The organism is Pseudarthrobacter arbutini (assembly GCF_054510915.1).
The window spans coordinates 1-24,234 of sequence record NZ_JBTNDQ010000005.1; the positions used below are offsets into that span (position 1 = coordinate 1).

The following is a 24,234-nucleotide window of genomic DNA, read 5'->3' on the forward strand; positions in this document are numbered from 1 at the left end:
CCCATTCCGAACCCGGAAGCTAAGACCCACAGCGCCGATGGTACTGCACCCGGGAGGGTGTGGGAGAGTAGGTCACCGCCGGAACATCATTACAGGTCGAGAGCCCCCCAACCACCAGGTTGGGGGGCTCTCCCACGTTAACCACCACACCACAAACACCCCCCAAACGCACAACCAGCCCGGCACCCCACCGAAACCGCCGCCGTCGGAAACCGCACCCCGGACACAGGCCACGGCGGGAGCATCACCCCGAAACGTGCAGGAAGTGCGAGAGCGTCCGCCAGAAACCCGCAGAAACTGCGAGAGCGTCACCTAGGGAGTGTGAACATTCCCACGACGGCGGTCTGGAGACGGATCCATGTCATCTGTTGGTGGGGTCTCGCCTAGAATTGACTGAGATGTACGGACTTCGAAGCGCTTGATTTCGGGTTGCGTAGGATAACGAAACACGGAACGAGCGGCTGCGATTGCGCCAGTGGTCGGCTCATAACAGGAGGAATCCCCATGGCTGAGCACAACGGCGGCAACCGCGGCGGCAACGACCGCGGTCCTTTCCGCGGCAACAACAATTCTGGCGGCGACCCACGGGGATTCCGTTCCCGCGAAGACCGTAACCCAGAAGCTCCGAAGCGCGCTCCAGGTTCCGGCGAACGTAAGCCTTTTGGTGATCGTCCGCGCCGCGAAGGTGACGGCGAGCGTCGGACCTTCGGTGGCGGTGGAGAGCGCAAGCCTTTCAGCGGCGGCGGAGACCGGAAACCGTTCACAAGCGGCGGCGAACGCAAACCCTATGGTGACCGCGACAACAAGCCTTACGGTGACCGTCCGCGCCGCGAAGGTGACGGCGAGCGTCGTACCTACGGTGGTGGAGAGCGAAAGCCCTTTAGCGGCGGCGGAGAACGGAAGCCGTTCAGTGGCGGTGGCGAACGGAAGCCTTATGGTGACCGTGACAACAAGCCTTACGGTGATCGTCCTCGTCGCGAAGGTGACGGCGAGCGTCGCAGCTTCGGCGGCGGGGACCGGAAACCGTTCACAGGCGGCGGCGGTAGTGAGCGGAAGCCTTACGGTGACCGTGACAACAAGCCTTATGGTGACCGTCCTCGTCGCGAAGGCGACGGCGAGCGTCGCAGCTTCGGCGGCGGAGAGCGCAAGCCCTTCAGCGGCGGTGGAGACCGGAAGCCTTACGGTGACCGTGACAACAAGCCTTATGGTGACCGTCCGCGCCGCGAAGGTGACGGTGAGCGTCGTGGGTTCTCCGGCGGCGACAACCGCAAGCCTTTCGGTGACCGCCAGGACCGTGCCCCCCGCAGCTTCGACCGTGGTGATTCCGGCCCCCGCCAGTTCGGCAGGGACCGTGCGGAAGACCGCCCGGTCCGTGTACCCAACGCGCGTGATCTTCGCAGCGCCAACCGCCCAGACCGCGAACGTTCCCCGGAAATCGATGAGGATGTCACGGGCAAGGAGCTTGACCGCGCTACGCAGCACCAGATCAAGACCCTGGAAGACAAGAGCGCCGAGTGGGTTGCCCGCCACCTGGTAATGGCCGGACGCCTGATCGACGAAGAGCCCGAGCTGGCTTTCCAGCATGCCCTCGCCGCGAGCCGGCGTGGTGGCCGGCTGGCTGCCGTTCGTGAAGCCGTCGGCCTCACCGCTTACGCGGCAGGACACTACGGCGAAGCGCTGCGAGAATTCCGGACCTACCGCCGCATCAGCGGTTCAAACGTCCACCTTCCCGTGATGGCAGACTGTGAACGCGGACTGGGCCGGCCCGACCGTGCCCTTGACGTGGTGCGGTCCGAGGAAGCCAAAGACCTGGACGCCCCCGGCAAAGTTGAGTTGGCCATCGTGGCGGCCGGGGCACGGTCCGACCTCGGGCAGCTGGACGCCGCCGTGGCTGAACTGGAAATTCCGCAGCTGGACATGAACCGGGCGTTCTCCTACAGCCCGCGGCTGTTCCGGGCGTACGCAAACGCCCTGTCGGCCGTTGGCCGCGAAGATGAGGCGGCAAAATGGCAGAAGCAGGCAGTTGTGGCTGAAAATGCCCTGGGCCTCGGCGTCGATGAGGAACCCGACATCGTGGACCTCGGCTGGGACGAGGAAGAGGAAGCCCGCGAGGAAGCTCAGCGCCGGCGTCTGCTGGAGCGCGCTGCCGCAGGCCCCGAAGCCGCTGCATCCACGCCTGCTGCCCGGACCGAAGCAGCCGCGGACAATACTGCCGTTGAGGCCGCCGCCGTGGATGCAGACATCGACGACGTGGAATCGGATTTCTTCGAGTCCGATGACGCCGAGTCTGACGAGGATTCCCTCGAAGCAGATGAGCTGGAAGCCGGCGACGCCGAGCGCGATGAGGCCGAGCGTGATGAAGAAGAGCACAGCGAAGCAGACGACAGCAACAACGCCACTGATGGCCACTCTGAAGGACGGGACAGCTAGCCCGCTATGACTGAAGTTCCACTGATTTCCCTGTTCGACGCCCTGTTGGCGGACCTGGACGGCGTGGTCTACGCCGGGCAGCACGCCATCCCAGGCGCCGTGGACTCACTGCAGCAACTGGAGGGTTTGGGCATTGGCCTGGGGTATGTCACCAACAATGCCTCCCGCACCCCGGCGCAGGTAGCGGCGCATCTCCGTGAACTGGGTGCACCGGCAGACGACGAGCAGGTGGTCAGTTCCTCGCAGGCCGCGGCCGAACTCCTGGCGTCACTCGTCGCCCCCGGAGCGCGGGTGCTGATCACCGGCAGCCCCGCACTGGCGCAGGAAATCGAACTGGTGGGACTGACGCCTGTCCACAGCCAGGACGAGGATCCGGTAGCCGTGGTCCAGGGATTCAATCCCGGGATCGGCTGGAAGGATCTTGCCGAGGCGTCGTACGTCGTGTCGGCCGGAGCACTGTGGATCGCAACCAACACCGATATGTCCATTCCGCAGGCACGCGGCATAGCTCCGGGCAACGGCACCCTCGTGGCTGCTGTAGCCGCCGCCACCGGACAGACGCCGCGGGTTGCCGGCAAGCCGGAGGCCCCGCTCTTCCACGCCGCCGCCAAACGGCTCGCGGCTGACCGCCCGCTGGTGGTGGGCGACCGTCTGGACACCGACATCCTCGGCGGCAACAACGCCGGGTTTGCCACGGTGGCAGTGCTGACCGGTGTCGACACCACAGCTACCATCCTGGCCGCACGCACTGCGGAACGCCCGGACTACATCATCAATTCCCTCAGCGACCTCCACCGCCCCTACCCGGCGCTGGACCACACTGACGGAACGCACCGCTGCGGGGCCTCCACTGCGCGGGTCAGCGGTGACACCATCCACGTCAGCGGCAGCGAAGGTGACCTGGATTCGTGGCGGGCCGCCTGCGCCGCCTGGTGGACTGCGGTCCCCGACGCCGCCCTTCCCACCGAACCCAAACTCGAGTGGCGCAATCATTAGACTGGTCCAATGACTGAGCTGAACGAACCGCACCATCCGGAAGCAGCCCAGCCAACGCCGGAATGGCCGGACACAGCGGCGCCGGCAACCACCGATCCGTCCATTGCGGCGATAACGGCCGCGCTGGACGGCGTCGAACGGTTGCCCGTGTCTGAGCATGAGGCTGTTTACAGCGACCTCCACGATGCCCTGCTGCACTCGTTGAACGAAGAGGCCCCAAACGGCGAAGGAGAAGTTTGAGCATGGCACGACTTGACCAGGCGCTCGTCGCCCGCGGCCTGGCCAGGTCCCGGACCCACGCTGCTTCGTTGATTGCCGAGGGCAAGGTGAGCTCGGCCGGGCAGGTCCTGTCCAAGGCGTCCCTCCAGGTCGACGACGGCAAGGACCTGTCGGTCGAGCACACGGAAGAGGACAGCTACGTCAGCCGGGCCGGGCACAAGCTCGCTGGGGCTTTGGACGTATTCCCGGAGGTCACTGTTGCCGGCAAGAGGTGCCTGGACGCCGGCGCCTCCACCGGCGGCTTCACCGAGGTGCTCCTGCGGCGCGGTGCGGCACACGTGGTGGCGGTCGACGTCGGCCATGACCAGCTGGTCCCTCAGCTCCGCGCCGATGACCGCGTAGCCGTGCATGAAGGCATGAACGTGCGGTACATGGCGCCGGAGGACATCGGCGGCCAGGCCGAACTCACGGTGGCCGACCTCTCCTTCATCTCGCTGACCCTGGTGGTCCTGCCCCTGGCGCTGTGCACGCAGCCGGGCGGCGACCTGGTGCTGATGGTGAAGCCCCAGTTCGAGATCGGCAAGGACCGGCTGGGCCGCACCGGCGTGGTCACCTCCGAGCGCGAACGCCGGATGGCAGTGGAAAAAGTTGCCAATGCAGCGCTCGACGCCGGACTGGACTTATGCGGCTTGGCGGCCAGCCCGCTGCCGGGCCAGGACGGAAACGTCGAATACTTCCTGTGGATAAAGCGCAGGATGACCCAAGACCTGCCTAAGATCGAAGAGCGCCTCGCAGCCATTGACGGATTGCTTGGCCGAATCTGGCCGAACCACTAGAAAGCGGAACCCGATGAGCAGGCGAGTACTTGTCCTTGCCCACACTGGCCGCGAGGAGTCACTGAAGGCCGCCTGGGAAGCCTGCGCCCAACTGCATGACTCCGGCATTGTTCCCGTCATGCAGGAGTCTGAGCTGCGCGACATGGAACGATTCTTCGGGCAGCTCAGCCAACCGGTGGAGATCCTGCACGACCACGTACAGCTGCCGGACGTCGAGCTGGTGATGGTCCTGGGCGGTGACGGCACCATCCTGCGCGCCGCGGAGCTGGTGCGCGAGGTGGACGTACCCCTGCTGGGCGTCAACCTTGGCCACGTCGGCTTCCTGGCCGAGAGCGAGCGGGCGGACCTGGCCCAGACGGTGGAATGGATTGCCCGCCGCGACTACACGGTTGAAGAGCGGATGACCATCGACGTCCAGGTCTGGGTCCGCGGCCAGAAGATCTGGCACACCTGGGCCCTGAATGAGGCCGCAATCGAAAAAGGCAACCGTGAACGCATGATCGAGGTGGTGACCGAAGTGGACGAGCGCCCGCTGACGTCCTTCGGCTGCGACGGTGTGGTGGTGGCCACCCCCACAGGCTCCACCGCGTACGCGTTCTCCGCCGGCGGACCCGTGGTCTGGCCCGAGGTCGAGGCCCTGGTGATAGTTCCCATCAGCGCCCACGCGCTCTTTGCCAAACCGCTGGTGGTATCGCCCCGGTCCCGGCTGGCCGTGGAAGTCCTCACCCGCACCGGTGCCCAGGGTGTGCTCTGGTGCGATGGCCGGCGCTCCGTGGACCTGCCGCCCGGCGCCCGGGTTGAAGTGACCAAGTCCGCCACCCCGGTCCGGCTGGCCAGGACGCACCAGACGCCCTTTTCAGCGCGTTTGGTCCGCAAATTTGAACTCCCCATCCACGGCTGGCGCGGACCCGTGCCGCAGTCGGAGACCATCCACACCGGACCCATCCCGATCGTCCGGACGCCGCGGCCCAGGCCGCCGCTCCAGCTTGCCTCCGGCGACCAGCCGGAGGACGATACCGATCCCGCGACCGCAAAGTGAAGCATGCTTGAAGAACTGAGAATCCGCGATCTGGGCGTCATCACCGACGCCACGCTGCCGCTGGGCCCCGGGCTGAGCGTCGTTACAGGCGAAACCGGAGCCGGCAAAACGATGGTGGTCACCGCCGTCGGCCTCCTGCTGGGGGCGAGGTCCGACGCCGGCGCGGTCCGAAGCGGCGCGAAGAGCGCCACGGCGGAGGCCGTCCTCAAGCTCGACGCCGGTCATCCGGCGATTGCCCGGGCAGTTGAAGCGGGTGCCGACGTGGAGGAGTTCGACGGCGGCGCTGAGCTTATTCTTGCGCGTCGCCTCGGTGCGGACGGGCGCAGCCGGGCCTTCCTGGGCGGGCGGGCCGCCCCGGTGGGCGTACTCGCGGAGATCGGTGAAACCCTCGTGGTGGTCCACGGGCAGTCGGACCAGATCAGGCTGAAGGGGGCGTCCGCCCAGCGCGGCGCCCTCGACAAATTTGCCGGCGATGCGCTGGCGGGCCCGATGGCCTCCTACCAGGCGCTGTACAGCCATTGGAAGGCCAGCCAGGCGGAGCTGGAAACCCTTCGCAGCGCCGCCCGGGACAGGCTCCGCGAGGCCGAGTCGCTGGAAGTCGCCCTGGCCGAAATCAGCACCGTGGATCCGCAGCCGGGGGAGGACGAGTCCCTCAAGGCCGAGGCTGTGAAACTGGCCAACGTCGAAGAGCTCAGGATTGCAGCCAACACGGCGCACCAGGCGCTCATCGCGGAGGACTACGGTGACGCGGGCGACGCCACCACCCTCGTGGACGTTGCGAAAAGAACTTTGGAGCACGTGGCCGAGCATGACGCCGAGCTCGGGTCCGCCGCAGCACGCCTGGCCGAAGTGGGCTTCCTGCTTAACGACATCGCCACGGAGCTGGCCAGCTACCAGGCCGGCCTGGACTCGGAGGGCCCGGAACGGCTCGCCGAGATCGAGGACCGGCGGGCCGCCCTGGCCACCTTGGTCCGCAAGTACGCCCCCAGCATTGACGAAGTCCTGGTGTGGGCGGAAAACGCCCGGGTCCGCTTCGACGAGCTGCAGGACGACTCCACCCGGATCGAGGCCCTGGACGCGGACGTCGTCCGGACCGAAGCGGAACTGCAGACGCAGGCAGCCGCCGTCAGCAAAATCCGCGCCAAGGCTGCCAAGGACCTGTCCGGCCGGGTGAGCGCGGAGCTGAAGGCACTCGCCATGGCGGACGCCACCCTGGTGATCACCCGTGAGGCGGCCGCCCAGCTGACTCCGCATGGAGCGGACGAGATCACGTTCCTGCTCCAGCCGCACTCCGGAGCCCCGGCCCGTCCGCTGGGCAAGGGCGCCTCCGGCGGCGAACTCTCCCGCGTGATGCTGGCCATCGAGGTGGTGCTGGCGGCGGTGGATCCGGTGCCCACGTTTGTGTTCGATGAGGTGGACGCCGGGGTCGGCGGGCGGGCCGCCGTCGAAATTGGCCGCCGGCTGGCCATGCTGGCACAACATGTGCAGGTCCTGGTGGTCACGCACCTGCCGCAGGTGGCAGCCTTCGCGGACCAGCACATCACCGTCACCAAGACATCCGTCAGGGGGACCGACGGCGGCACCGCCACCGGGTTCACGTCCAGTGATGTTCGCCTCCTCGACGGCCCGGGGCGTGTGCGGGAACTCGCCCGGATGCTGGCGGGCCAGGAGGACTCGGAATCGGCCCAGGCACACGCCCAGGAGCTGCTGGACGACGCAAAACTGCTGCCGCAGCGGGCCTGAGGGCGAACACCCCTTGATCGCAGGGCGCCTTGCCATGCACACTGGATCATTTGGGGAGACAGTTCCTGATCGGGGAAAGGCTCAATTGATGATAGGCTCGAATTCCGTGGTGCAGCGATCAAATTCCCGTGTAAATTCCCGGTTCCCGGGCTCGTCCAAGACGACCAAACACATCTTCGTAACCGGTGGTGTGGCGTCCTCGCTCGGTAAGGGGCTGACGGCTTCGAGCCTCGGTCACCTCCTGCGGGCACGCGGCCTGTCTGTAACTATGCAGAAGCTCGATCCCTATCTGAACGTGGATCCGGGCACGATGAACCCCTTCCAGCACGGCGAGGTCTTCGTCACCGACGACGGCGCCGAGACGGACCTGGACATCGGACACTACGAGCGGTTCCTCGACGAAAACCTCGAGGGCTCAGCCAACGTGACCACCGGCCAGGTCTACTCCACCGTGATCGCCAAGGAACGCCGCGGCGAATACCTCGGTGACACTGTCCAGGTCATCCCGCACATCACCGATGAGATCAAGCGGCGCATGCGGCTTCCCTCCGAAGGCAAAAACGCGCCGGACGTCATCATCACCGAAATCGGCGGCACCGTGGGCGACATCGAGTCGCAGCCCTTCCTCGAGTCGGCCCGCCAGGTCCGCCAGGACATCGGCCGCGGCAACGTCTTCTTCGTCCATGTCTCCCTGGTGCCCTACATCGGACCCTCGCAGGAACTGAAGACCAAACCGACCCAGCACTCCGTGGCGGCCCTGCGCTCCATCGGCATCCAGCCCGAGGCCATCGTGGTCCGCTCGGACCGCGAAGTCCCCGAGCCCATGCGCGCCAAGATCGGCCGCATGTGCGACGTCGATATCGAAGCCGTCATCGGATGCCCGGATGCCCCCAGCATCTACGACATCCCCAAGACCCTGCACACGCAGGGACTGGATTCCTACATCGTCCGTGCCCTGGACCTGCCGTTCAAGGACGTTGACTGGACCAGCTGGGACAAGCTGCTCGAAGCAGTCCACAACCCCAAGCACCACGTGGAAATCGCACTGGTGGGCAAGTACATCGACCTGCCTGACGCCTACCTGTCCGTGACCGAGGCCCTGCGTGCCGGCGGCTTCGCCAACGACACCAAGGTCAAGATCCGCTGGGTACCGTCGGATGAGTGCGAAACCCATGAAGGCGCCGTGGCGTCCCTGGACGGCGTGGACGCCATCTGCGTTCCCGGCGGCTTCGGCATCCGCGGCCTCGAAGGCAAGCTGGGCGCCCTGAAGTACGCCCGCGAAACCAAGCTGCCGGTCCTGGGCCTGTGCCTGGGCCTGCAGTGCATGGTGATCGAATATGCGCGCAACGTGGTGGGTCTCGAAGGAGCTTCCTCGTCCGAGTTCGAACCGGATTCCAAATACCCGGTGATTGCCACCATGGAAGAGCAGCTGGACATCGTGGACGGCAAGGGTGATCTTGGCGGCACCATGCGCCTGGGCCTGTACGAGGCAAAGCTCGACGACGGCTCGGTCATTGCAGAGACCTACGGCAAGACCACTGTCAGCGAACGCCACCGGCACCGCTACGAGGTCAACAACAAGTACCGCGACCAGATCGCCGCCGAGGGCCTCGTGTTCTCCGGAACGTCGCCGGACGGCAAGCTTGTGGAATTCGTAGAGCTGCCCCGCGAGGTCCACCCGTTCTACGTGGCAACCCAGGCGCACCCTGAACTGAGCTCACGGCCCACGCGGCCGCACCCGCTCTTCGCCGGGCTCGTCAAGGCCGCCCTGGACCACCAGAAAGCACAGGACGCGCCGGCAGCCAAGCCGTTGCGTACGGTTGCCGCAAAATAGAACCGAATAAGTAGAGGACGGCGCGATGCCCGGCACACCTGAAACCCCCCAAGCTGCACGGCAGGTTTCGGATGCACCGAGCCCGCGCCGTCTTCTGTCTACGGAGAAGGTCTATGAAGGCCGGATCTGGGATGTAGTCAGCGACAGCTTCCAGCTGAGTGAAACGGGGGAGTCCCTGACCCGGGACTACATCGACCATCCTGGCGCCGTGGCCGTCCTGCCGATGAACGACGCCGGCGAGGTTCTGCTGATCAGGCAGTACCGGCACCCCGTGGGCATGGACCTTTGGGAAATCCCTGCCGGCCTGCTGGATGTGGAAGGCGAGGATTTTGTGGCGGGTGCTGCCCGCGAGCTCGCCGAGGAGGCGGACCTTGCGGCCGGCGAATGGAACGTCCTGGTGGACTTCTTCAACTCGCCGGGCTCCTCCAGCGAGGCCATCCGCATCTACCTCGCCCGGGACCTCACCGACGTGCCTCACCACGAACGCCATGAGCGGACCGATGAGGAGGCCGAGATTGAGTTCCACTGGATCGCTTTGGACGACGCCGTGGCCGCGGTCCTGGAAGGCAGGCTGCACAACCCGTCCGCCGTCGTCGGCATCCTGGCCGCCGCCGCGGCGAAAGCTGACGGCTTTGCGGGACTGCGCCCCGCGGATGCACCCTGGCCTGCGCACCCCAGCCAGCGTTGATGACGGCGAGCACTGAGGCGGAAGCCCCGACGCCGCCCGTCCGGCCACAGACGGCCATCGACCGTGCCATCACCGAGTATCTGCAACATATGGGCGTGGAACGCGGCCTGGCAGCCAACACACTCTCCGCCTACCGCCGTGATCTGGCGCGGTACTCCCGTTACGTGGCGGCGGAGGGGTGCCAGGGCCCGGGCCAGATCACCCGCCACCACGTGACGGGGTTCCTGATGGCCCTCAACGACGGATCCGACGGCGGCACGGCCCTGGGCGTCCGGTCTGCTGCCAGGACTGTGGTGGCCGTCCGCGGACTGCACAAGTTCTGGGCTCTGGAGGGGATCACAACGACGGATCCCGCCAGCGACGTCCACCCGCCCATGCCGGGCAAACGGCTGCCCAAGGCCATCAGCGTGGACGAAGTCACCCGGATCCTTGAAGCCGCGGGCACGGACACCGCCACAGGGCTCAGGGACCGCGCCCTGCTCGAATTTCTCTATTCCACCGGGGCGAGGATCAGCGAGGCCGTGGGCCTGGACGTTGACGACATCGCCCTGCACGAGGCCGAAGCCGGGCCCGCCGTGGTCCGTCTGTTCGGCAAGGGATCCAAGGAACGGCTGGTGCCGCTGGGATCCTACGGGGCGCGGGCTGTGGACGCGTACCTGGTGCGCGGCCGTCCACTGCTGGCGGCGAAGGGCAAGGGAACGCCCGCCCTGTTCCTGAACGCCCGCGGCGGCAGGATCAGCCGGCAAAGCGCCTGGACCATCCTGAAGGCGGCCGCGGACAAAGCCAACGTCACCAAGGATGTTTCCCCGCACACACTGCGGCACTCCTTCGCGACGCATCTGCTCGAAGGCGGCGCCGATGTCCGCGTGGTGCAGGAACTCCTGGGGCACGCCTCGGTTACCACAACGCAGGTCTACACCCTGGTTACGGCTGACACACTGAGGGAAATTTACGCAGCAGCCCACCCCCGGGCGCTGGGCTGACGCCGGCGGCCACGCTATAGGGTTGGGGGTATGACGTTTACCCCTGTCACCCTGTGCTTTCTCACCCGTGAGTCCGCCGGTGTGCCGCAGGTCCTGCTGGGCCTGAAGAAGACCGGCTTCGGCCGCGGCAAGGTGGTGGGCCTCGGCGGCCATGTTGAGCCGGGGGAGACGGACGCAGAGGCTGCCTGCCGTGAAGTCCACGAGGAAGCCGGGATTGTGGTCCGGCAGGAGGATCTGCGCGACGCCGGCGTCGTGACCTTCGATTTTCCTGCCCGCCCGGAGTGGAACATGAGTTCGCGGCTCTTTGTCGCAGCCAATTGGACCGGGCAGCCGGCCGAAAGTGCCGAGATCCGGCCGGAATGGTTCGACGTCGGCGCCTTGCCGGTGGACCGGATGTGGCAGGACGCAGCGCACTGGCTGCCACTCGCGCTTGCCGGATCTTTCCTGCGCCTGACAGTGGTCCTGAACGATGACAACGAGACCGTCCGCGAAGTGCTGGACTGATCACGCCCCACCTCTGCGTTGGCGTAACGGCCGACGGCGGGCCGGCCACCTTCAAAGGTGACCGGCCCGCCGTCGTGCGTTCAGAGGTTTGGGAGCCGGGAGGATTACGGAACGTGCCGTTCGTCCGGTCCGTTGTATTCGCTCAGCGGACGGATCAGGGAGTTGCTGGCTGCCTGTTCCATGATGTGGGCGGTCCACCCGGTGATGCGGCTGGCCACAAACAGGGGGGTGAAGGTGGCAGTGTCGAAGCCCATCAGGTGGTAGGTGGGGCCGGCCGGGTAGTCGAGGTTCGGTTTGATGGCCTTGGCCTCGTCCATGGCCTGCTCGAGACCGTTGTACAGCCCCAGCAGTTCAGGGCGGCCGTAGTGGGCGATCATCTTGTCCAGCGCGGCCTTCATGGTGGGGACGCGGGAGTCACCGTGCTTGTAGACGCGGTGGCCGAAGCCCATGACCTTTTTCTTCTGGGCCAGTGCATCCTCCATCCATGCCCTGGCGCGGGCGGCCGCTTCGTCCAGGGATTCCTCGGGCCGGATGCCGATCTCGTCGAAGGTGTGCATCACGGCCTCGTTGGCGCCGCCATGCAGCGGGCCCTTGAGTGCGCCGATCGCACCTGTCACTGCCGAGTGCAGGTCGGACAGGCTGGATGTGATGACCCGGGCGGTGAAAGTGGAGGCGTTGAAGGAGTGCTCGGCGTACAGGATCATCGAGACGTTGAAGGCCTCCACGACCTCCGGGACCTGGTCTTCACCGAACGCCATCCACAGGAAGTTTTCCGAGTAGCCCAGGTCATCCCGGGGCTCCACGACTTCCTGGCCGCGCCGGCGTCGCTGGTCGTAGGCGACCACCGCGGGCATGGCGGCGAAGAGGTCCACGGCCTTGGCCATGTTGGCCTCGGGCGAGGAGTCCTCGGCCAGAGGGTGGCGGGCGCCCATGACGGATGCCGCGGTCCGGCAGACATCCATCGGGTGGGCGGTAGTGGGAATTGTGTCGACGATCTTCTTCACCACAGGATCAAGGGCGCGGCCGGCGCGCTCTCGGGCAGAGAACGCGGACAGTTCTTCAGGGGTGGGCAATTCGCCGTTCCACAAGAGGAAGGCCACTTCCTCGAAGCTGCATTTGGCGGCGAGCTCCTGGACGGGATAGCCGCGGTACAGCAGCGAATTGGTGTCCGGGTTGACCTTCGAAACCGCGGTGTAGTCCACCACGACGCCGGCCAGGCCCTTCTTGATATCAACAGCTTCCATGCTGTCCTCCTTCGTTCATTGGGCAAGCCCGGATGTGCCGGAATGCTTGCAGTCTCCTTGGTGGCTCTCGGGTCCTAGCGGACGCCGGGAATTTGGAAGTTGAAAACGCCGGTATCGAAGTGGTTGTAGGCCTCATAGTCCACAAGGTCATAAAGCCGCGCACGGGTGAGCATGTTCTCCACCTGTGCTTCCTGCGACCCTGTTGCCTTGATCGATTCCAGAGTACGCTCTGCTGCGCCCATGGCAATGCGCAGCAGCGTGACCGGGTAAATGACCATGTTGACGCCCACACCCTGCAACTGGTCCACGGTGAACAGATCGCTCTTGCCGAACTCGGTCATGTTGGCAAGGATCGGCACGTCCACGGCGTCGCGGATGGCCTGGAACTCGGACAGGTCCTTCATCGCTTCCGGGAAGATGGCGTCCGCACCGGCTTCCACGAGGGCCCGTGCCCGGTCCTTGGCGGCTTCGATTCCCTCCACTGCGCGGATATCGGTCCGGGCCATGATGAGGAAGTTCGGATCGCGGCGGGCATCAGCCGCGGCGCGGATGCGCTTTGTGGCTGTGTCCAGGTCCACCACGTTCTTGCCGTCCAGGTGCCCGCAGCGCTTGGGGTTGAACTGGTCTTCGATGTGGCAGCCGGCCAGTCCGGCGTTCTCCAGTTCCTGGATGCTGCGGGCCACGTTCATGGGCTCGCCGAAGCCGGTGTCCGCGTCCACCAGCGTGGGCAGGTCGGTCATGCGGGCGATCTGCCCGGCACGCGTGGCCACCTCGGTGAGGGTGGTCAGCCCGATGTCCGGCAGGCCAAGGTCATTGGCCAGCACCGCTCCGGAGACGTAAACACCGGCGAAGCCCTTTTCCTCGATCAGCCGCGCCGAGAGCGGGTTAAAGGCGCCCGGGAACTGTTGGATGGTGCCGGACGCGAGCATGTCGCGCAGCGCGATCCGCTTCTGTTCCGGGGTTGTCTTGGAATACAGCATCTGGTTCTCCTGTGCGGGTGGGTAAGCAGAGCTTAGAAGAGGCCGGCGGGTGCGTTGCTGAGGTCGATGACACCCGGAGCGGCGGTGATGTTCAGCTGGTCCAGTTCGCCCGGGCCCAGGTCCGGAAGGCTTTCGGCGGCCGCGAGGAAACGCTCGATTTCCGCCTCGGCGACCAGGCCGGCTGCCAGGCTGCGGAACTTGTTGATGTACTGCTGGCGGGCGAACGGCCGGGCGCCGAGCGGGTGGGCGTCGGCTACAGCGATCTGGTCGGTGATGACCGTGCCGTCGGTGAGGGTGATCTCCACGGAACCGCCGAAGGCCTTCTCGGCGATGTCCAGCGAGTGGTAGCGGCGGGTCCATTCGGGGTCTTCGACGGTGCTGACCTTGTTCCACAGCTCCACGGTGTCGGCGCGGCCGGCACGCTCAGGACTGTAGGAGTCAACGTGGTGCCAGGAGCCGTCCTGGAGTGCCACGGTGAAGATGTACGGGATGGAGTGGTCCAGGGTTTCCCGGCTGGCCGTCGGGCTGTATTTCTGCGGGTCGTTGGCGCCGGAACCGATCACGTAGTGCGTGTGGTGGCTGGTCTTGATCAGGACCGACGCCACATTGGCCGGGTCCGTTGCCTCGGGGTGCTCGGCGTGGAGCTTGCGGGCAAGGTCGATCCAGGCCTGGGCCTGGTATTCGGCGGAGTGTTCCTTGGTGTACGTGTCCATGATGGCCCGCTTGGCTTCGCCGGCCTCGGGGAGGGGGACCTCGTAGGAGGCGTCCGGGCCGTCCAGCATCCAGGCGATCACGCCGTCTTCGCCTTCGTAGATCGGCACGGGGGAGGTCTGGCCGCGCATGGAGCGGTCCACGGCCTCCACCGCCATCTTGCCCGCGAACGCCGGTGCGTGGGCCTTCCAGGTGGAGATCTCACCCTTGCGGGACTGCCGGGTGGCGGTGGTGGTGTGCAGCGCCTGGCCGACGGACTGGAAGATCGTCTCGACGTCCAGGCCCAGGAGCGTGCCGATACCGGCGGCGGCGGACGGGCCGAGGTGCGCCACGTGGTCGATCTTGTGCTTGTGCAGGCAGATGGCCTTGACCAGGTTGACCTGGATCTCGTAGCCGGTGGCAATGCCGCGGATCAGGTCCTTGCCGCTCGCGCCGACATGCTGGCCCACGGCGAGAATCGGCGGGATGTTGTCGCCCGGGTGCGAGTAGTCAGCCGCCAGGAACGTGTCGTGGTAATCAAGCTCGCGGACGGCCACGCCGTTGGCCCAGGCTGCCCACTCGGGGGAGACGCGGTCCGTGATGCCGAAGACGCCGGCTCCCTTGCCGTTGGTGGTCGGTGCGTGGGTCAGCGCCTGGGCGCGGGCAGCCACGATCGGGCCGCGGTTCAGGGAGGCGATGGCCACGGAGGCGTTGTCGATGACACGGTTGATGACCATCTCGGTGACCTCGGGAGTGACCTCGACGGCGTCGGCGGCGACGACGGCGATCTTGTGCGCCAGCTGGTCTTCGCGGGGGAGGTTCTCTTCGCTCTTGTAGACGCGGACGTGGTTGAGCTTAACCATGGTGCTCCTTCTTAGTGCTGTGGGTGGGTAGCTTTGACGTGGGAAAGGCTGCGGTGCAGGTGCAGGGTGGTGGCTGCCTCGGCGAGCCTGGCGTTACCTGCGGCGATGGCCTCCGCGATGGCCGCGTGTTCGACGGCGGCCGCGTTCAGACGCGGGGCGTCATCGGCGGCGAGGCGGCGGACCCGGACCAGATGGACACGCAGGCTGCGCATCGCCTGGGCGAGGTAGGAGTTGGAGATGGCGGCGTCGATCGCCTCATCCAACCGGCCCACCAGGGCGTAGTACTCATGCCGGGCGGGATCGGCGTCGCTGATCAACTCCTGCGCCCGCAGGAGATCTGCGTGGAGTTTCTCAAAGACCGCGCGCTCGCCGCGTTCGGCAGCGAGGGCGGCTGCCTTGCCCTCCAGGGTTTCGCGGAGCTCGAACATCTCGTCGATGTCCTCCAGTGAGATGTCGGTGACGACGACGCCGCGGCCGCCCGCCGCCGTCAGTCCTTCCGCGCTGAGCCGGCTCAGCGCCTCCCGGACGGGAGTGCGTGAGACGCCCAGGCGTTCCGACTGCTCCACCTCGGCAAGGACCGTTCCGGGTGCCAGGCGCCATTCGATAATGTCTTCGCGAAGCGTTGCGTAGGCTTTGTCGCTGGCCCGCATGGTCCCTCCCTTCAATCCGCTGCTTAGGATCAGTGTATACACGAATTGCCATTGAGCCCAGCAAATTGGCGAAAACCGACACTAACACGTCATCTGTGTATACAAATGCATTCGGCGCCTTCGTCCAGCCCGGGCCAGCGCTACAAGATGGGGCTCGTTGACCGCGCGCCAGCGGACTACAGTTGGCGCCATGCGAAAACTCATCGTCCAGCAGTGGGTTACCGTCGACAACATCGCCGCGGAAGAGGACGGCGGGCTCAGCTTCGTGTCCGGGGAACCTTTTTCCGAGACTACCAACGAGGCGTTCAGGGCAAGCGTGATGGGGTTCATCGACACGGTCGACACGATGATTCTCGGCGCGAATACCTACGCCCAGTCCAAGGACTACTGGCCGTACGCCGACGAGCAGGGCGAGTACGGCGAGAAGCTCAACAACCTCACCAAGTTCGTTGCCTCGTCGACGCTGGATGACGCCCCCTGGGGCGACTTTCCCGCCGCGACCGTGACGCACGACCCGGCCGCCACCATCCGGGAGCTCAAGGAGCAGGGCGGCAAGGACATCTGGCTGTGGGGGAGCTTGACGCTCATGCACTCCCTGCTGGACGCCGGCATCGTCGACGAAGTCCGGATGCTGGTCTGCCCGGCGTCACGCGGCAAGGGAACGCGCATCTTCGAGGATCGGCAGGACCTGCTGCTGGTCGAGGCCACCGGGTTCGAAAACGGTGTCGTACTTCTGCGCTACGAGATCAAGAAATAAGCGGAAAGTCCGATTTTTTGCCGGCAATGCCGTTTCCGTCCTACGGAGGTCTGCATTATGTCCCACCAAATCGATCCCGGCGCGCATGACGAGCACGGGCATCCGCATCTGATTGACCCTGAGCCGTGGGGCACCGGCGACCCCGCGGTCGAGGAAATCGTGAGGGGGGAGCCATCCACTCGGGTCCGGGTGCCCGCGGGCGTGAGCCCCCGGCTCTACAACGAGGACCTGGCGCCCACCACGCGGAAGGGGCGCACCTGGCACGCCTACAGCATCTTCACGCTCTGGGCGAACGACGTGCACTCGCTGGGCAATTACGTGTTTGCCATCGGATTGTTCGCCCTGGGATTGGGCGCCTGGCAGATCATGCTCGCCTTCCTGCTTGGCGCCGTCCTGCTGTTCCTTCTCCTGAACCTTTCGGGGTTCATGGGCGAGCGGACCGGCGTGCCGTTCCCGGTCATGAGCAGGATCGCGTTCGGCATCCGGGGCTCCAATATCCCCGCCATCATCCGCGGCGCCGTGGCCGTCGCCTGGTTCGGCATCCAAACTTATCTGGCCTCGGTGGTGCTTCGTGTGCTGATCCTAGCCCTCGCGCCGTCGCTGGCACCGCTCGATACGGACTCGTTCCTCGGGCTCTCGACCCTGGGCTGGATCTCGTTCGTTTCGCTGTGGGCGGTGCAGACGGGGATCGTGAGCTTCGGCATGGAGATGATCCGCAAGTACGAGGCGTTCGCTGGCCCCATCATCCTGGTCACCATGCTCGCGCTGGCCGTCTGGATGTTGGTGGAAGCCGGCGGGACCATCGCCTGGTCCACCGCCGACTCGTTGACAGGCCCGGTAATGTGGGTGCGGATTTTCCAGTCGGCCGCGCTGTGGGTGGTCGTTTACGGGACGTTCGTGCTGAACTTCTGCGACTTCACGCGGGGCGCACCGTCCAGGCGGTCGGTGGTGCGGGGCAACTTCTTCGGCATCCCCATCAACATGCTCTTCTTCGCCGCCATCGTCGTTGTCCTCGCCGGCGCCCAGTACCAGATCGACGGAACGGTTATCGAGTCACCCACCGACGTCGTCAACGCCATCCCGAACACGCTCCTGCTGGTGCTGGCCTGCCTGGCACTGATCATCCTGACGGTGGCCGTGAACCTCATGGCCAACTTCGTGGCACCCATATACACGCTGGCCCACCTTTTCCCGCGGACGCTGAACTTCCGCCGCGCAGCCATTATCTCCGCGGTGATCGGCCTGGTGATCCTGCCGTGGAACCTGTACAACTCGCCCGTGGTCATCGTCTACTTCCTCGGCGGGCTGGGCGCCCTCCTGGGACCACTGTTCGGCGTCATCATGGCCGACTACTGGCTGGTCCGTAAGGGCAGGGTCAACATTCCGGATTTGTACTCGGATTCCCCCGACGGGGAGTATGCCTACACCCGTGGCGTCAACCGGAAGGCCGTCATCGCGGGCACACCGGCTGCGATCGTCGCGCTGGTGCTGGCCCTCGTCCCTGCGTTCACCTATATCTCCGGCTTCTCCTGGTTCGTCGGCGCGATCCTGGCCGCCGTCACCTACCTGCTGATCATGGACCGCCACACGCCGTTCGAGGCCGTCGACGGCGAGGACATCGCCGTCGCACCGAAGCACTGACCGGCCCCACAAGGGCAAGAGCCCCAAACGAAGGAGTTCCAATGCCACAGGCTTTGACCTCGCGGTTCCTGTTCGGTCCGGGACCGAGCAACTGCTACCCGGAAGTGACCGCCGCGTTGGCGCATCCGGTGATTGGGCACCTGGATCCGGTCTTCATTGAACGGCTCGACAACACCTGCGAAGGCCTCCGCACGGTCTGGGGGACACAGAATGCCCGCACGCTGCCCTTGAGCGTCACCGGTTCCGGCGGCATGGAAGCGGCTTTTGTGAACACCGTGGACGACGGCGATGTGGCAGTGATCGCCGTCAACGGCCTCTTCGGTGAGCGCATGTGTGAGGTGGCCCGCCGCTGCGGCGCCACCGTGGTTCGTGTAGACCACGAATGGGGCACGCCCATCGACGTCGAACGCGTCTTGGCGGCCCACCCGCGACCGAAGGTGATTGCGGCCGTCCACGCCGAAACGTCAACTGGCGTGCTGTCCGACGTCGCATCGCTCGGGCAGAACAAGGGCGATGCGCTGCTCATTGTCGACGCCGTGACATCCATCGGCGGGCTGGAACTCCTTGCGGACGACTGGGGAATCGACGTCGGCTATGCCGGCACCCAGAAATGCCTCGGCGTGCCGCCAGGGCTGTCGCCCTTCACCATGTCGGGTAGGGCCTTCGAGCGAAGGATCAAGAATCCCCGCTCCTGGTACCTGGACGTCGGTCTGCTCGGCGGTTACGTCGGGGCCGCCAGCGGCAGCGGCAGAACCTACCACCACACGCCGCCGGTCACCATGATCGCCGGTCTCGAGGCGGGCCTGCAAAGAATCCTGGCCGAGGGACTGGACGCGGTCCAGGCGCGCCACCGCGCGGCAGGGGCCGCGTTGCAGGCGGGGCTCCAGGAGATGGGACTTGGGCTGTTCGCGGCCGAGGGCCACCGGTTGCCCAGCCTTACCACTGTCAAGGTCCCGGACGGTGTCGACTCCGCGGCCGTACGCCGCCATCTGCTTGAGCACTTCAGCATCGAGATTGGCTCAGGGGCGGGCAAGTACACTTCCAGCATCTGGCGGATCGGAATGATGGGCCCGAACGCAAACGCCGCATCAGTGACACTGGCGCTGGGGGCTCTCAAGGAAGCCATCTCCGCTGCCTAGCCACAGACTCTGTAGTATCAGGGCCGCTTCCAGCCGTATTCGTTCTCCGGCCGGCCGGGCGTTCCGTAGCGGGGCGCCCGGGAAACGCGGCCGGCGTCGGCGAGGTATTCGAGGTAGCGCCTGGCGGTCACGCGGGACATGCCCAGGGCGGCCATGACTTCCGTAGCTGAAACAGATTCCGAATGCTGTTTCAGGTACGCCTGGACCGAGTCGAGAGTGGAGACCGAGAGGCCCTTGGGCAGGGGCATTTCCGACGGAGCACGGAGGCTTGCGAAGGCCTGGTCAACCTCGCTCTGGGAGGCGCCGGTCCTGCCGGCACCGGACGCCGGGGAGGCCAGCTGCTGCCGGAATAGCCGGTAACTGGACAGCTTGTCCTCAAACGTGGCAAAGGTGAACGGCTTGATCAGGTACTGCACCACGCCGATGGCCACGGCACTCCGGACAATCGCCACTTCCCGGACCGCGGTGATGGCAATAATGTCCGCCAGGATTCCTGCCGCACGCATCCGGCGGGCGATGTCCAGGCCATGCAGGTCCGGAAGGTTCATGTCGAGGAGGACCAGTTCCACCGGCTCGCCGGCAGCCGCGAGCTCTCCCAGCAGCCTAAGCGCGGACTGGCCGTCAGGGGCCGTCCCGGCCAGCATAAATCCTGCCATCCTGCCTACATAGGCTGCGTGCGCGGCCGACGCCACCGGCTCGTCTTCCACAACGAGGACGCGGATATCGCTCACTGGAACTGCTCCTCTTTGTCGGTTCCGGCGGCCATGGCCGGCAGGAAGACCTGGAAGCGTGCGCCGTCCTTGCCTGTGATGGTCATGGTACCGCCCAGGCGCTGCACAGCCTGGCGGACGAGGGCCAGGCCAATGCCGCGTCCGAAGGGACCGGACGCCTTGGTGCTGAAGCCATGCCGGAAAATATCCTCCACGGCGGCGGGGTCCACGCCGGAGCCGGAATCCTTCACCGTGATGTCCAGGCCCTCGGCGTCGGACTCCACGGTCAGCTCCACAGTTCTGGGAGCCGCGCCATCCGCGGCGGCGTCGATCGCGTTGTCCAGGAGGTTTCCCAGGATGGTGACAAGGTCCTGGACAGCCAGGCCGGCAACGGACGCGGACCCCTCGGTGGAGAGCGTCAGCTTCACTCCGCGCTCATTCGCTTCGGCGGCCTTCCCCATGATCAGGGCGCTGAGGACCGGCTCGTCCACGGAACTCACCATCTCGTCGGTCAGCTGCTGGCTCAGTTCGAGATCCTTGGTGGCGAATTCCAAGGCCTCCCGGGTTCGGCCCAGCTCCAGCAGGGAAACCATGGTGTGCAGCCGGTTGGCGTGCTCGTGGGTCTGGGCGCGGAGGGCGTCGGACAGCGTCCGCATCGTTTCGAGTTCACTGCCCAGCGATTCGATCTCCGTCCGGTCGCGGATGGTGGCCACGGTGCCGAACACCGCGGGGCGGCGGAGGCCCGGGGAGTCGGGCCCGACGGCCGGGCCCTGGTTCACCACCACGATCCGCGGGCCCGTCAGGTGGATTTCATCGTGGGCTGTGCGGCCGGATTCAAAGAGTTCCTTCAGGCTGGGGGCCAGCGGGAGGTCCGTCAGGGAGGGCGGCCGGGACGGATCGTCTTCCGAATCGCGCGGCTCCAGTCCCAGCAGCTCAGCGGCCTGGTCGTTGTACATCACCACCCGGCCCTTGGTGTCGATCAGGATCAGCCCCTCACGCACGGAATGCAGGACCGATTCGTAGTAGGCGAACAGCTGCGCCAGCTGCTCCGGCCCCCACCCCCTGGTCACGCGGCGCAGGTAGCGGCCCAACAGCCAGGAAGCCAAGGACCCGCCAACGAGCAAGGTGAGGCCAATGGCCAGCAACGCGGGCAGCCGGCCGGAAAGTGCCACGTCAACTGTCCGGACCGTGACGCCGGCGGCAACCAGCGCCTTGACGTTCCCGGCGGCATCCTTGACCGGAACAACAGTCCGAACCGACGGCCCCAGCGTTCCTGCTGTGACCTCGGTGAAGACTTCGCCACGCAGCGACGCCTCGATGGAGCCGATGTACGGCCTGCCCAGCTCCTCGTCCCGGGGGTGCGTCCACCGCGTTCTGTCCGGCGCCATGATGGTGAGGAAGTCCGCTCCGGATCCGGCCATGACGTCCAGGGCGTAGGGCTGGAGCAACGCCGACGGATCCGTATGGTCCGCGGCCTGGAGGACCAGGGGATTGGCGGCGACGGCGGCAGCAACACCCGTCATCCGCCGGCCGGCTTCCTCATAGCTCCGGTCCCTGGCATCGACGAAGGTGGCGGTGCCGGCCACCGCAATGAAGGCCAGCACAATCAGCAGATTCGCCACGAACAGCCTGCGGGCGATACTCCAGCGGTGAATCATCAAGCACCTCCCATGACCAATATGAACGCAACCGTGAGCTAAGTCACGGTGTGGCCAATGATGGATATCACACCGGACCGACGCGATGAGCCCAGAGAATGCGCCGCAGCGTCTACCAGATTATCCATAAGGAGACACATCATGGCTTCTCAACGAGGAGAGTCGCTCGGCACCGTGGAGACGCGGCGCAAGGGCCTGGACAAATCGCACTACCTTTACATTGCCGTTATTGCCGCCGTCATCTTGGGCGCCGTCGTCGGCCTGCTGTTCCCCGAGGTCGGCAAATCACTGAAGCCCCTCGGCGACGGCTTTATCAAGCTCATCAAAATGATGATTGCACCGATCATCTTCTGCACCATCGTCCTGGGCATCGGCTCCATCGCCAAAGCCGCAACGGTCGGCAAGGTCGGCGGCCTGGCCCTGGGCTACTTCGTCGCCATGTCCACCTTTGCCTTGGGTATCGGCCTTGTCGTCGGCAACCTCATCCACCCGGGTGAGGGTTTGAAGCTGGCGGCGTACGACCCCAACAAGAAGGCGGAAGTAGACAGCACCGTTGCCTTCCTCCTGGGCATCATTCCGGGCGACATTCCGGTTCTGCCCACGCTCTTCGCCGCCATCCTCGTAGGCTTCGCCCTCCAAAAGATGGGCCCACAGGGCGCTCCTGTCCTCAAGGCCATCGGCCACGGCCAAGTGCTGGTATTCCGCATCCTCATCATGATCATGTGGCTTGCCCCGGTGGGCGCCTTCGGCGCCATCGCCGCCGTCGTCGGAGCCACCGGCTTCCAGGCGATCGTCAGCATGTTCACCCTGATGGCCGCTTTCTACATCACCTGCGCACTGTTCATCGTCATCATCCTGGGTGGCCTGCTCAAGGTGGTTACCGGCGTCAACATCTTCCAGCTCATGAAGTACTTGGGCCGCGAGTACCTCCTGATCTTCTCCACCTCCTCCTCCGAGGCAGCCCTTCCCCGCCTCATCGCCAAGCTGGAACACCTGGGGATCTCCAAGCCCGTCGTCGGCGTCACCGTCCCCACCGGCTACTCCTTCAACCTGGACGGCACGGCCATCTACCTGACCATGGCGTCCCTGTTCGTGGCCAACGCCATGGGCACGCCGCTGGATCTCGGAGCGCAGATTTCCCTGCTGATCTTCATGATCATTGCCTCCAAGGGTGCCGCCGGCGTCACCGGTGCCGGCCTGGCCACTCTGGCTGCTGGTCTCCAGGCGCACGCGCCCCAGCTGCTGGGGGGCGTGGGCATGATCGTTGGCATCGACCGCTTCATGTCTGAGGCCCGCGCACTGACCAACTTCACCGGCAACGCGGTTGCCACCGTGCTGATTGGGACCTGGGTCAAGGAAATCGACAACAAGCAGGTCGGCGAAGTTCTCTCGGGCCAGGCTCCCTTCGATGAGCAGACCATGATCGCCGGACACGGCGAGCCGGAAGCCAAGGACCCCAAGGCCGAGCCCGTGCTGGTCAACGCCTAACTCGGCACTGAATCTGACCAAGCGCGGACCGCCCGCACAGCCCCGGCTGTGCGGGCGGTTCCTGCGTGCGGCAGCCTAACCTTCGACCTCTACCAGAAGGTCAAGGCTCAGAATCCATGCAATGTCAAGTTCCCTCGAATACCGTGTCGGGGCCTGTAGCCTAGGTGGAAAGCAGGATCGGCGCTGGAGTTCCAGCGGCAGGAAAATCACCGTCATCGAAAGTGTGGATAGATACGTGAGCAGCGAACAGGGTTCGGCAACTCTGGAAGGCACGGAACTCGATCTGGAAGACGCCGTGATGGGTCCCACCGGGCGCCCCCACCGCGAATTTCCGGAACCCGCCCCGCTGTTGTCCCACGGTCCCGCGCGCGTGATCGCCATGGTCAACCAAAAGGGCGGCGTCGGTAAAACCACATCCACCATCAACCTGGCAGCGGCCCTTGCTGAATACGGCCGCAAGGTGCTGCTGGTTGACTTCGATCCCCAGGGTGCGCTGTCTGCGGGTCTGGGCATCAACCCGCACGAACTGGACCTGACGGTGTACAACGTCCTCATGGACCGCAAGGTGGACATCCGTGATGCCATCCACCAGACCGGCGTCGAGAACGTGGACCTCTTGCCGGCCAATATTGACCTCTCCGCCGCCGAAGTGCAACTGGTCAACGAAGTAGCCCGTGAGCAGGTCCTGGACAGGGCGCTGAAAAAAGTCGAAGACGATTACGACGTCGTCCTGATTGACTGCCAGCCCTCCCTGGGTCTGCTGACCGTCAACGCCCTGACCGCCGCCCACGGCGTGATCATCCCGCTGATCTGCGAGTTTTTCGCACTCCGTGCGGTAGCCCTGCTGGTGGAAACCATCGACAAGGTCCAGGACCGGCTGAACCCCGGCCTGCAGGTTGACGGTGTCCTGGCTACCATGTACGACGCCCGTACGCTCCACAGCCGCGAAGTCATCACCCGCCTGGTGGAAGCCTTCGGCGACAAAGTCTTCGAGACCGTCATTAAGCGCTCCATCAAGTTCGCGGACGCCACCGTCGCGGCCGAGCCGATCACCAGCTACGCAGGCAGCCACATCGGCGCCGATGCCTACCGCCGCCTGGCCAAAGAGCTGATTTCGCGCGGCGGCGCACCCTAACCACGCC

General features: G+C 65.7%; 22 protein-coding genes and 1 rRNA gene. 16 read left to right on the top strand and 7 right to left on the bottom strand.

Annotated elements, in window-relative coordinates; translation table 11 throughout:
• Positions 1 to 84 (top strand): 5S ribosomal RNA (gene rrf / locus ACX80V_RS06835); the annotation flags it as partial.
• A gap of 228 nt (positions 85 to 312) precedes the next feature.
• On the opposite strand, the gene ACX80V_RS06840 is transcribed toward rrf, so the two are convergent.
• Positions 313 to 1,584 carry a hypothetical protein gene (locus ACX80V_RS06840; protein ID WP_485842510.1) on the bottom strand — a complete coding sequence of 424 codons (1,272 nt, stop codon included), beginning with the start codon at positions 1,582 to 1,584 and terminating at the stop codon, positions 313 to 315.
• Between ACX80V_RS06840 and ACX80V_RS06845 the strand changes: the two genes are divergently transcribed.
• The 10 genes from ACX80V_RS06845 to ACX80V_RS06890 all read left to right on the top strand — a co-directional run bounded on the left by ACX80V_RS06845 (position 1,537) and on the right by ACX80V_RS06890 (position 11,272).
• Positions 1,537 to 2,430 carry a hypothetical protein gene (locus ACX80V_RS06845; RefSeq protein WP_485842511.1) on the top strand — a complete coding sequence of 298 codons (894 nt, stop codon included), beginning with the start codon at positions 1,537 to 1,539 and terminating at the stop codon, positions 2,428 to 2,430. The two genes, ACX80V_RS06840 and ACX80V_RS06845, sit on opposite strands and share 48 nt — an antisense overlap.
• A 6-nt stretch (positions 2,431 to 2,436) precedes the next feature.
• Positions 2,437 to 3,426, top strand: coding sequence for an HAD-IIA family hydrolase (locus ACX80V_RS06850; RefSeq protein WP_485842512.1), 990 nt, complete (start codon positions 2,437 to 2,439; stop codon positions 3,424 to 3,426).
• A 9-nt stretch (positions 3,427 to 3,435) separates the two neighbouring features.
• The gene (locus ACX80V_RS06855) at positions 3,436 to 3,666 is read left to right on the top strand and encodes a hypothetical protein (RefSeq protein ID WP_485842513.1); all 231 of its coding nucleotides are present in this window, start codon (positions 3,436 to 3,438) and stop codon (positions 3,664 to 3,666) included.
• 2 nt (positions 3,667 to 3,668) lie between these two features.
• Entirely contained in the window at positions 3,669 to 4,481 is an 813-nt protein-coding gene (locus ACX80V_RS06860; RefSeq protein WP_485842514.1) for a TlyA family RNA methyltransferase, read from the top strand.
• Between the two features lie 13 nt (positions 4,482 to 4,494).
• Positions 4,495 to 5,520 carry an NAD kinase gene (locus ACX80V_RS06865; RefSeq protein ID WP_058929426.1) on the top strand — a complete coding sequence of 342 codons (1,026 nt, stop codon included), beginning with the start codon at positions 4,495 to 4,497 and terminating at the stop codon, positions 5,518 to 5,520.
• Positions 5,521 to 5,523: 3 nt separating this feature from the next.
• Entirely contained in the window at positions 5,524 to 7,263 is a 1,740-nt protein-coding gene (recN, locus tag ACX80V_RS06870) for a DNA repair protein RecN (RefSeq protein ID WP_485842515.1), read from the top strand.
• Positions 7,264 to 7,351: 88 nt separating this feature from the next.
• Entirely contained in the window at positions 7,352 to 9,097 is a 1,746-nt protein-coding gene (pyrG, locus tag ACX80V_RS06875) for a CTP synthase (RefSeq protein WP_485842516.1), read from the top strand.
• 25 nt (positions 9,098 to 9,122) lie between these two features.
• Positions 9,123 to 9,785, top strand: a complete 663-nt coding sequence (locus ACX80V_RS06880) for an NUDIX domain-containing protein (protein ID WP_056342385.1) — start codon at positions 9,123 to 9,125, stop codon at positions 9,783 to 9,785.
• Positions 9,785 to 10,768, top strand: coding sequence for a site-specific tyrosine recombinase XerD (gene xerD / locus ACX80V_RS06885; protein ID WP_485842517.1), 984 nt, complete (start codon positions 9,785 to 9,787; stop codon positions 10,766 to 10,768). The genes ACX80V_RS06880 and xerD overlap by 1 nt, the downstream gene beginning before the upstream one ends.
• A gap of 30 nt (positions 10,769 to 10,798) precedes the next feature.
• Positions 10,799 to 11,272, top strand: a complete 474-nt coding sequence (locus ACX80V_RS06890) for an 8-oxo-dGTP diphosphatase (protein WP_058929421.1) — start codon at positions 10,799 to 10,801, stop codon at positions 11,270 to 11,272.
• A 104-nt stretch (positions 11,273 to 11,376) separates the two neighbouring features.
• Here the strand turns inward: ACX80V_RS06890 and ACX80V_RS06895 are convergent, their stop codons facing one another.
• The 4 genes from ACX80V_RS06895 to ACX80V_RS06910 form a co-directional block, all read right to left on the bottom strand.
• Entirely contained in the window at positions 11,377 to 12,516 is a 1,140-nt protein-coding gene (locus tag ACX80V_RS06895; RefSeq protein WP_485842518.1) for a bifunctional 2-methylcitrate synthase/citrate synthase, read from the bottom strand.
• Positions 12,517 to 12,590: 74 nt separating this feature from the next.
• Positions 12,591 to 13,496: a methylisocitrate lyase gene (prpB, locus tag ACX80V_RS06900; protein ID WP_485842519.1), complete on the bottom strand. Its 906-nt coding sequence runs from the start codon at positions 13,494 to 13,496 to the stop codon at positions 12,591 to 12,593.
• 32 nt (positions 13,497 to 13,528) lie between these two features.
• Positions 13,529 to 15,049 (bottom strand): MmgE/PrpD family protein, encoded by a 1,521-nt coding sequence (locus ACX80V_RS06905; protein ID WP_485842520.1) that lies wholly within the window; start codon positions 15,047 to 15,049, stop codon positions 13,529 to 13,531.
• Positions 15,050 to 15,060: 11 nt separating this feature from the next.
• A complete protein-coding gene (locus tag ACX80V_RS06910; protein WP_485842521.1) occupies positions 15,061 to 15,699 on the bottom strand; it encodes a GntR family transcriptional regulator in 639 nt (212 codons plus the stop codon).
• A 190-nt stretch (positions 15,700 to 15,889) separates the two neighbouring features.
• On the opposite strand from ACX80V_RS06910, the gene ACX80V_RS06915 reads away from it, so the two are divergent.
• The 3 genes from ACX80V_RS06915 to ACX80V_RS06925 are packed head-to-tail and all read left to right on the top strand — an operon-like array spanning position 15,890 to position 19,236.
• Positions 15,890 to 16,456, top strand: coding sequence for a dihydrofolate reductase family protein (locus tag ACX80V_RS06915; protein WP_485842522.1), 567 nt, complete (start codon positions 15,890 to 15,892; stop codon positions 16,454 to 16,456).
• A 57-nt stretch (positions 16,457 to 16,513) separates the two neighbouring features.
• Entirely contained in the window at positions 16,514 to 18,097 is a 1,584-nt protein-coding gene (locus tag ACX80V_RS06920; RefSeq protein ID WP_485842523.1) for an NCS1 family nucleobase:cation symporter-1, read from the top strand.
• 41 nt (positions 18,098 to 18,138) lie between these two features.
• Positions 18,139 to 19,236 (top strand): pyridoxal-phosphate-dependent aminotransferase family protein, encoded by a 1,098-nt coding sequence (locus ACX80V_RS06925; RefSeq protein ID WP_485842524.1) that lies wholly within the window; start codon positions 18,139 to 18,141, stop codon positions 19,234 to 19,236.
• 17 nt (positions 19,237 to 19,253) lie between these two features.
• Here the strand turns inward: ACX80V_RS06925 and ACX80V_RS06930 are convergent, their stop codons facing one another.
• Both ACX80V_RS06930 and ACX80V_RS06935 read right to left on the bottom strand, forming a co-directional pair.
• A complete protein-coding gene (locus ACX80V_RS06930; protein WP_485842525.1) occupies positions 19,254 to 19,967 on the bottom strand; it encodes a response regulator in 714 nt (237 codons plus the stop codon).
• Positions 19,964 to 21,604, bottom strand: a complete 1,641-nt coding sequence (locus ACX80V_RS06935) for a sensor histidine kinase (protein ID WP_485842526.1) — start codon at positions 21,602 to 21,604, stop codon at positions 19,964 to 19,966. The genes ACX80V_RS06930 and ACX80V_RS06935 overlap by 4 nt, the downstream gene beginning before the upstream one ends.
• Before the next feature lie 141 nt (positions 21,605 to 21,745).
• On the opposite strand from ACX80V_RS06935, the gene ACX80V_RS06940 reads away from it, so the two are divergent.
• Positions 21,746 to 23,092, top strand: a complete 1,347-nt coding sequence (locus tag ACX80V_RS06940; protein ID WP_485842527.1) for a cation:dicarboxylate symporter family transporter — start codon at positions 21,746 to 21,748, stop codon at positions 23,090 to 23,092.
• Between the two features lie 235 nt (positions 23,093 to 23,327).
• A complete protein-coding gene (locus tag ACX80V_RS06945; protein ID WP_485842528.1) occupies positions 23,328 to 24,227 on the top strand; it encodes a ParA family protein in 900 nt (299 codons plus the stop codon).
• Positions 24,228 to 24,234 lie beyond the last annotated feature (7 nt).

What these genes read in the sequence shown, in the direction of transcription:
- ACX80V_RS06845 (WP_485842511.1), top strand. Translation starts at nt 1,537, where the DNA reads ATGGCCGGACGCCTGATCGACGAAGAGCCCGAGCTGGCTTTCCAGCAT.
- ACX80V_RS06840 (WP_485842510.1), bottom strand. Translation starts at nt 1,584, where the DNA reads ATGCTGGAAAGCCAGCTCGGGCTCTTCGTCGATCAGGCGTCCGGCCAT.
- ACX80V_RS06850 (WP_485842512.1), top strand. Translation starts at nt 2,437, where the DNA reads ATGACTGAAGTTCCACTGATTTCCCTGTTCGACGCCCTGTTGGCGGAC.
- ACX80V_RS06855 (WP_485842513.1), top strand. Translation starts at nt 3,436, where the DNA reads ATGACTGAGCTGAACGAACCGCACCATCCGGAAGCAGCCCAGCCAACG.
- ACX80V_RS06860 (WP_485842514.1), top strand. Translation starts at nt 3,669, where the DNA reads ATGGCACGACTTGACCAGGCGCTCGTCGCCCGCGGCCTGGCCAGGTCC.
- ACX80V_RS06865 (WP_058929426.1), top strand. Translation starts at nt 4,495, where the DNA reads ATGAGCAGGCGAGTACTTGTCCTTGCCCACACTGGCCGCGAGGAGTCA.
- recN (WP_485842515.1), top strand. Translation starts at nt 5,524, where the DNA reads ATGCTTGAAGAACTGAGAATCCGCGATCTGGGCGTCATCACCGACGCC.
- pyrG (WP_485842516.1), top strand. Translation starts at nt 7,352, where the DNA reads ATGATAGGCTCGAATTCCGTGGTGCAGCGATCAAATTCCCGTGTAAAT.
- ACX80V_RS06880 (WP_056342385.1), top strand. Translation starts at nt 9,123, where the DNA reads ATGCCCGGCACACCTGAAACCCCCCAAGCTGCACGGCAGGTTTCGGAT.
- xerD (WP_485842517.1), top strand. Translation starts at nt 9,785, where the DNA reads ATGACGGCGAGCACTGAGGCGGAAGCCCCGACGCCGCCCGTCCGGCCA.
- ACX80V_RS06890 (WP_058929421.1), top strand. Translation starts at nt 10,799, where the DNA reads ATGACGTTTACCCCTGTCACCCTGTGCTTTCTCACCCGTGAGTCCGCC.
- ACX80V_RS06895 (WP_485842518.1), bottom strand. Translation starts at nt 12,516, where the DNA reads ATGGAAGCTGTTGATATCAAGAAGGGCCTGGCCGGCGTCGTGGTGGAC.
- prpB (WP_485842519.1), bottom strand. Translation starts at nt 13,496, where the DNA reads ATGCTGTATTCCAAGACAACCCCGGAACAGAAGCGGATCGCGCTGCGC.
- ACX80V_RS06905 (WP_485842520.1), bottom strand. Translation starts at nt 15,049, where the DNA reads ATGGTTAAGCTCAACCACGTCCGCGTCTACAAGAGCGAAGAGAACCTC.
- ACX80V_RS06910 (WP_485842521.1), bottom strand. Translation starts at nt 15,699, where the DNA reads ATGCGGGCCAGCGACAAAGCCTACGCAACGCTTCGCGAAGACATTATC.
- ACX80V_RS06915 (WP_485842522.1), top strand. Translation starts at nt 15,890, where the DNA reads ATGCGAAAACTCATCGTCCAGCAGTGGGTTACCGTCGACAACATCGCC.
- ACX80V_RS06920 (WP_485842523.1), top strand. Translation starts at nt 16,514, where the DNA reads ATGTCCCACCAAATCGATCCCGGCGCGCATGACGAGCACGGGCATCCG.
- ACX80V_RS06925 (WP_485842524.1), top strand. Translation starts at nt 18,139, where the DNA reads ATGCCACAGGCTTTGACCTCGCGGTTCCTGTTCGGTCCGGGACCGAGC.
- ACX80V_RS06935 (WP_485842526.1), bottom strand. Translation starts at nt 21,604, where the DNA reads ATGATTCACCGCTGGAGTATCGCCCGCAGGCTGTTCGTGGCGAATCTG.
- ACX80V_RS06940 (WP_485842527.1), top strand. Translation starts at nt 21,746, where the DNA reads ATGGCTTCTCAACGAGGAGAGTCGCTCGGCACCGTGGAGACGCGGCGC.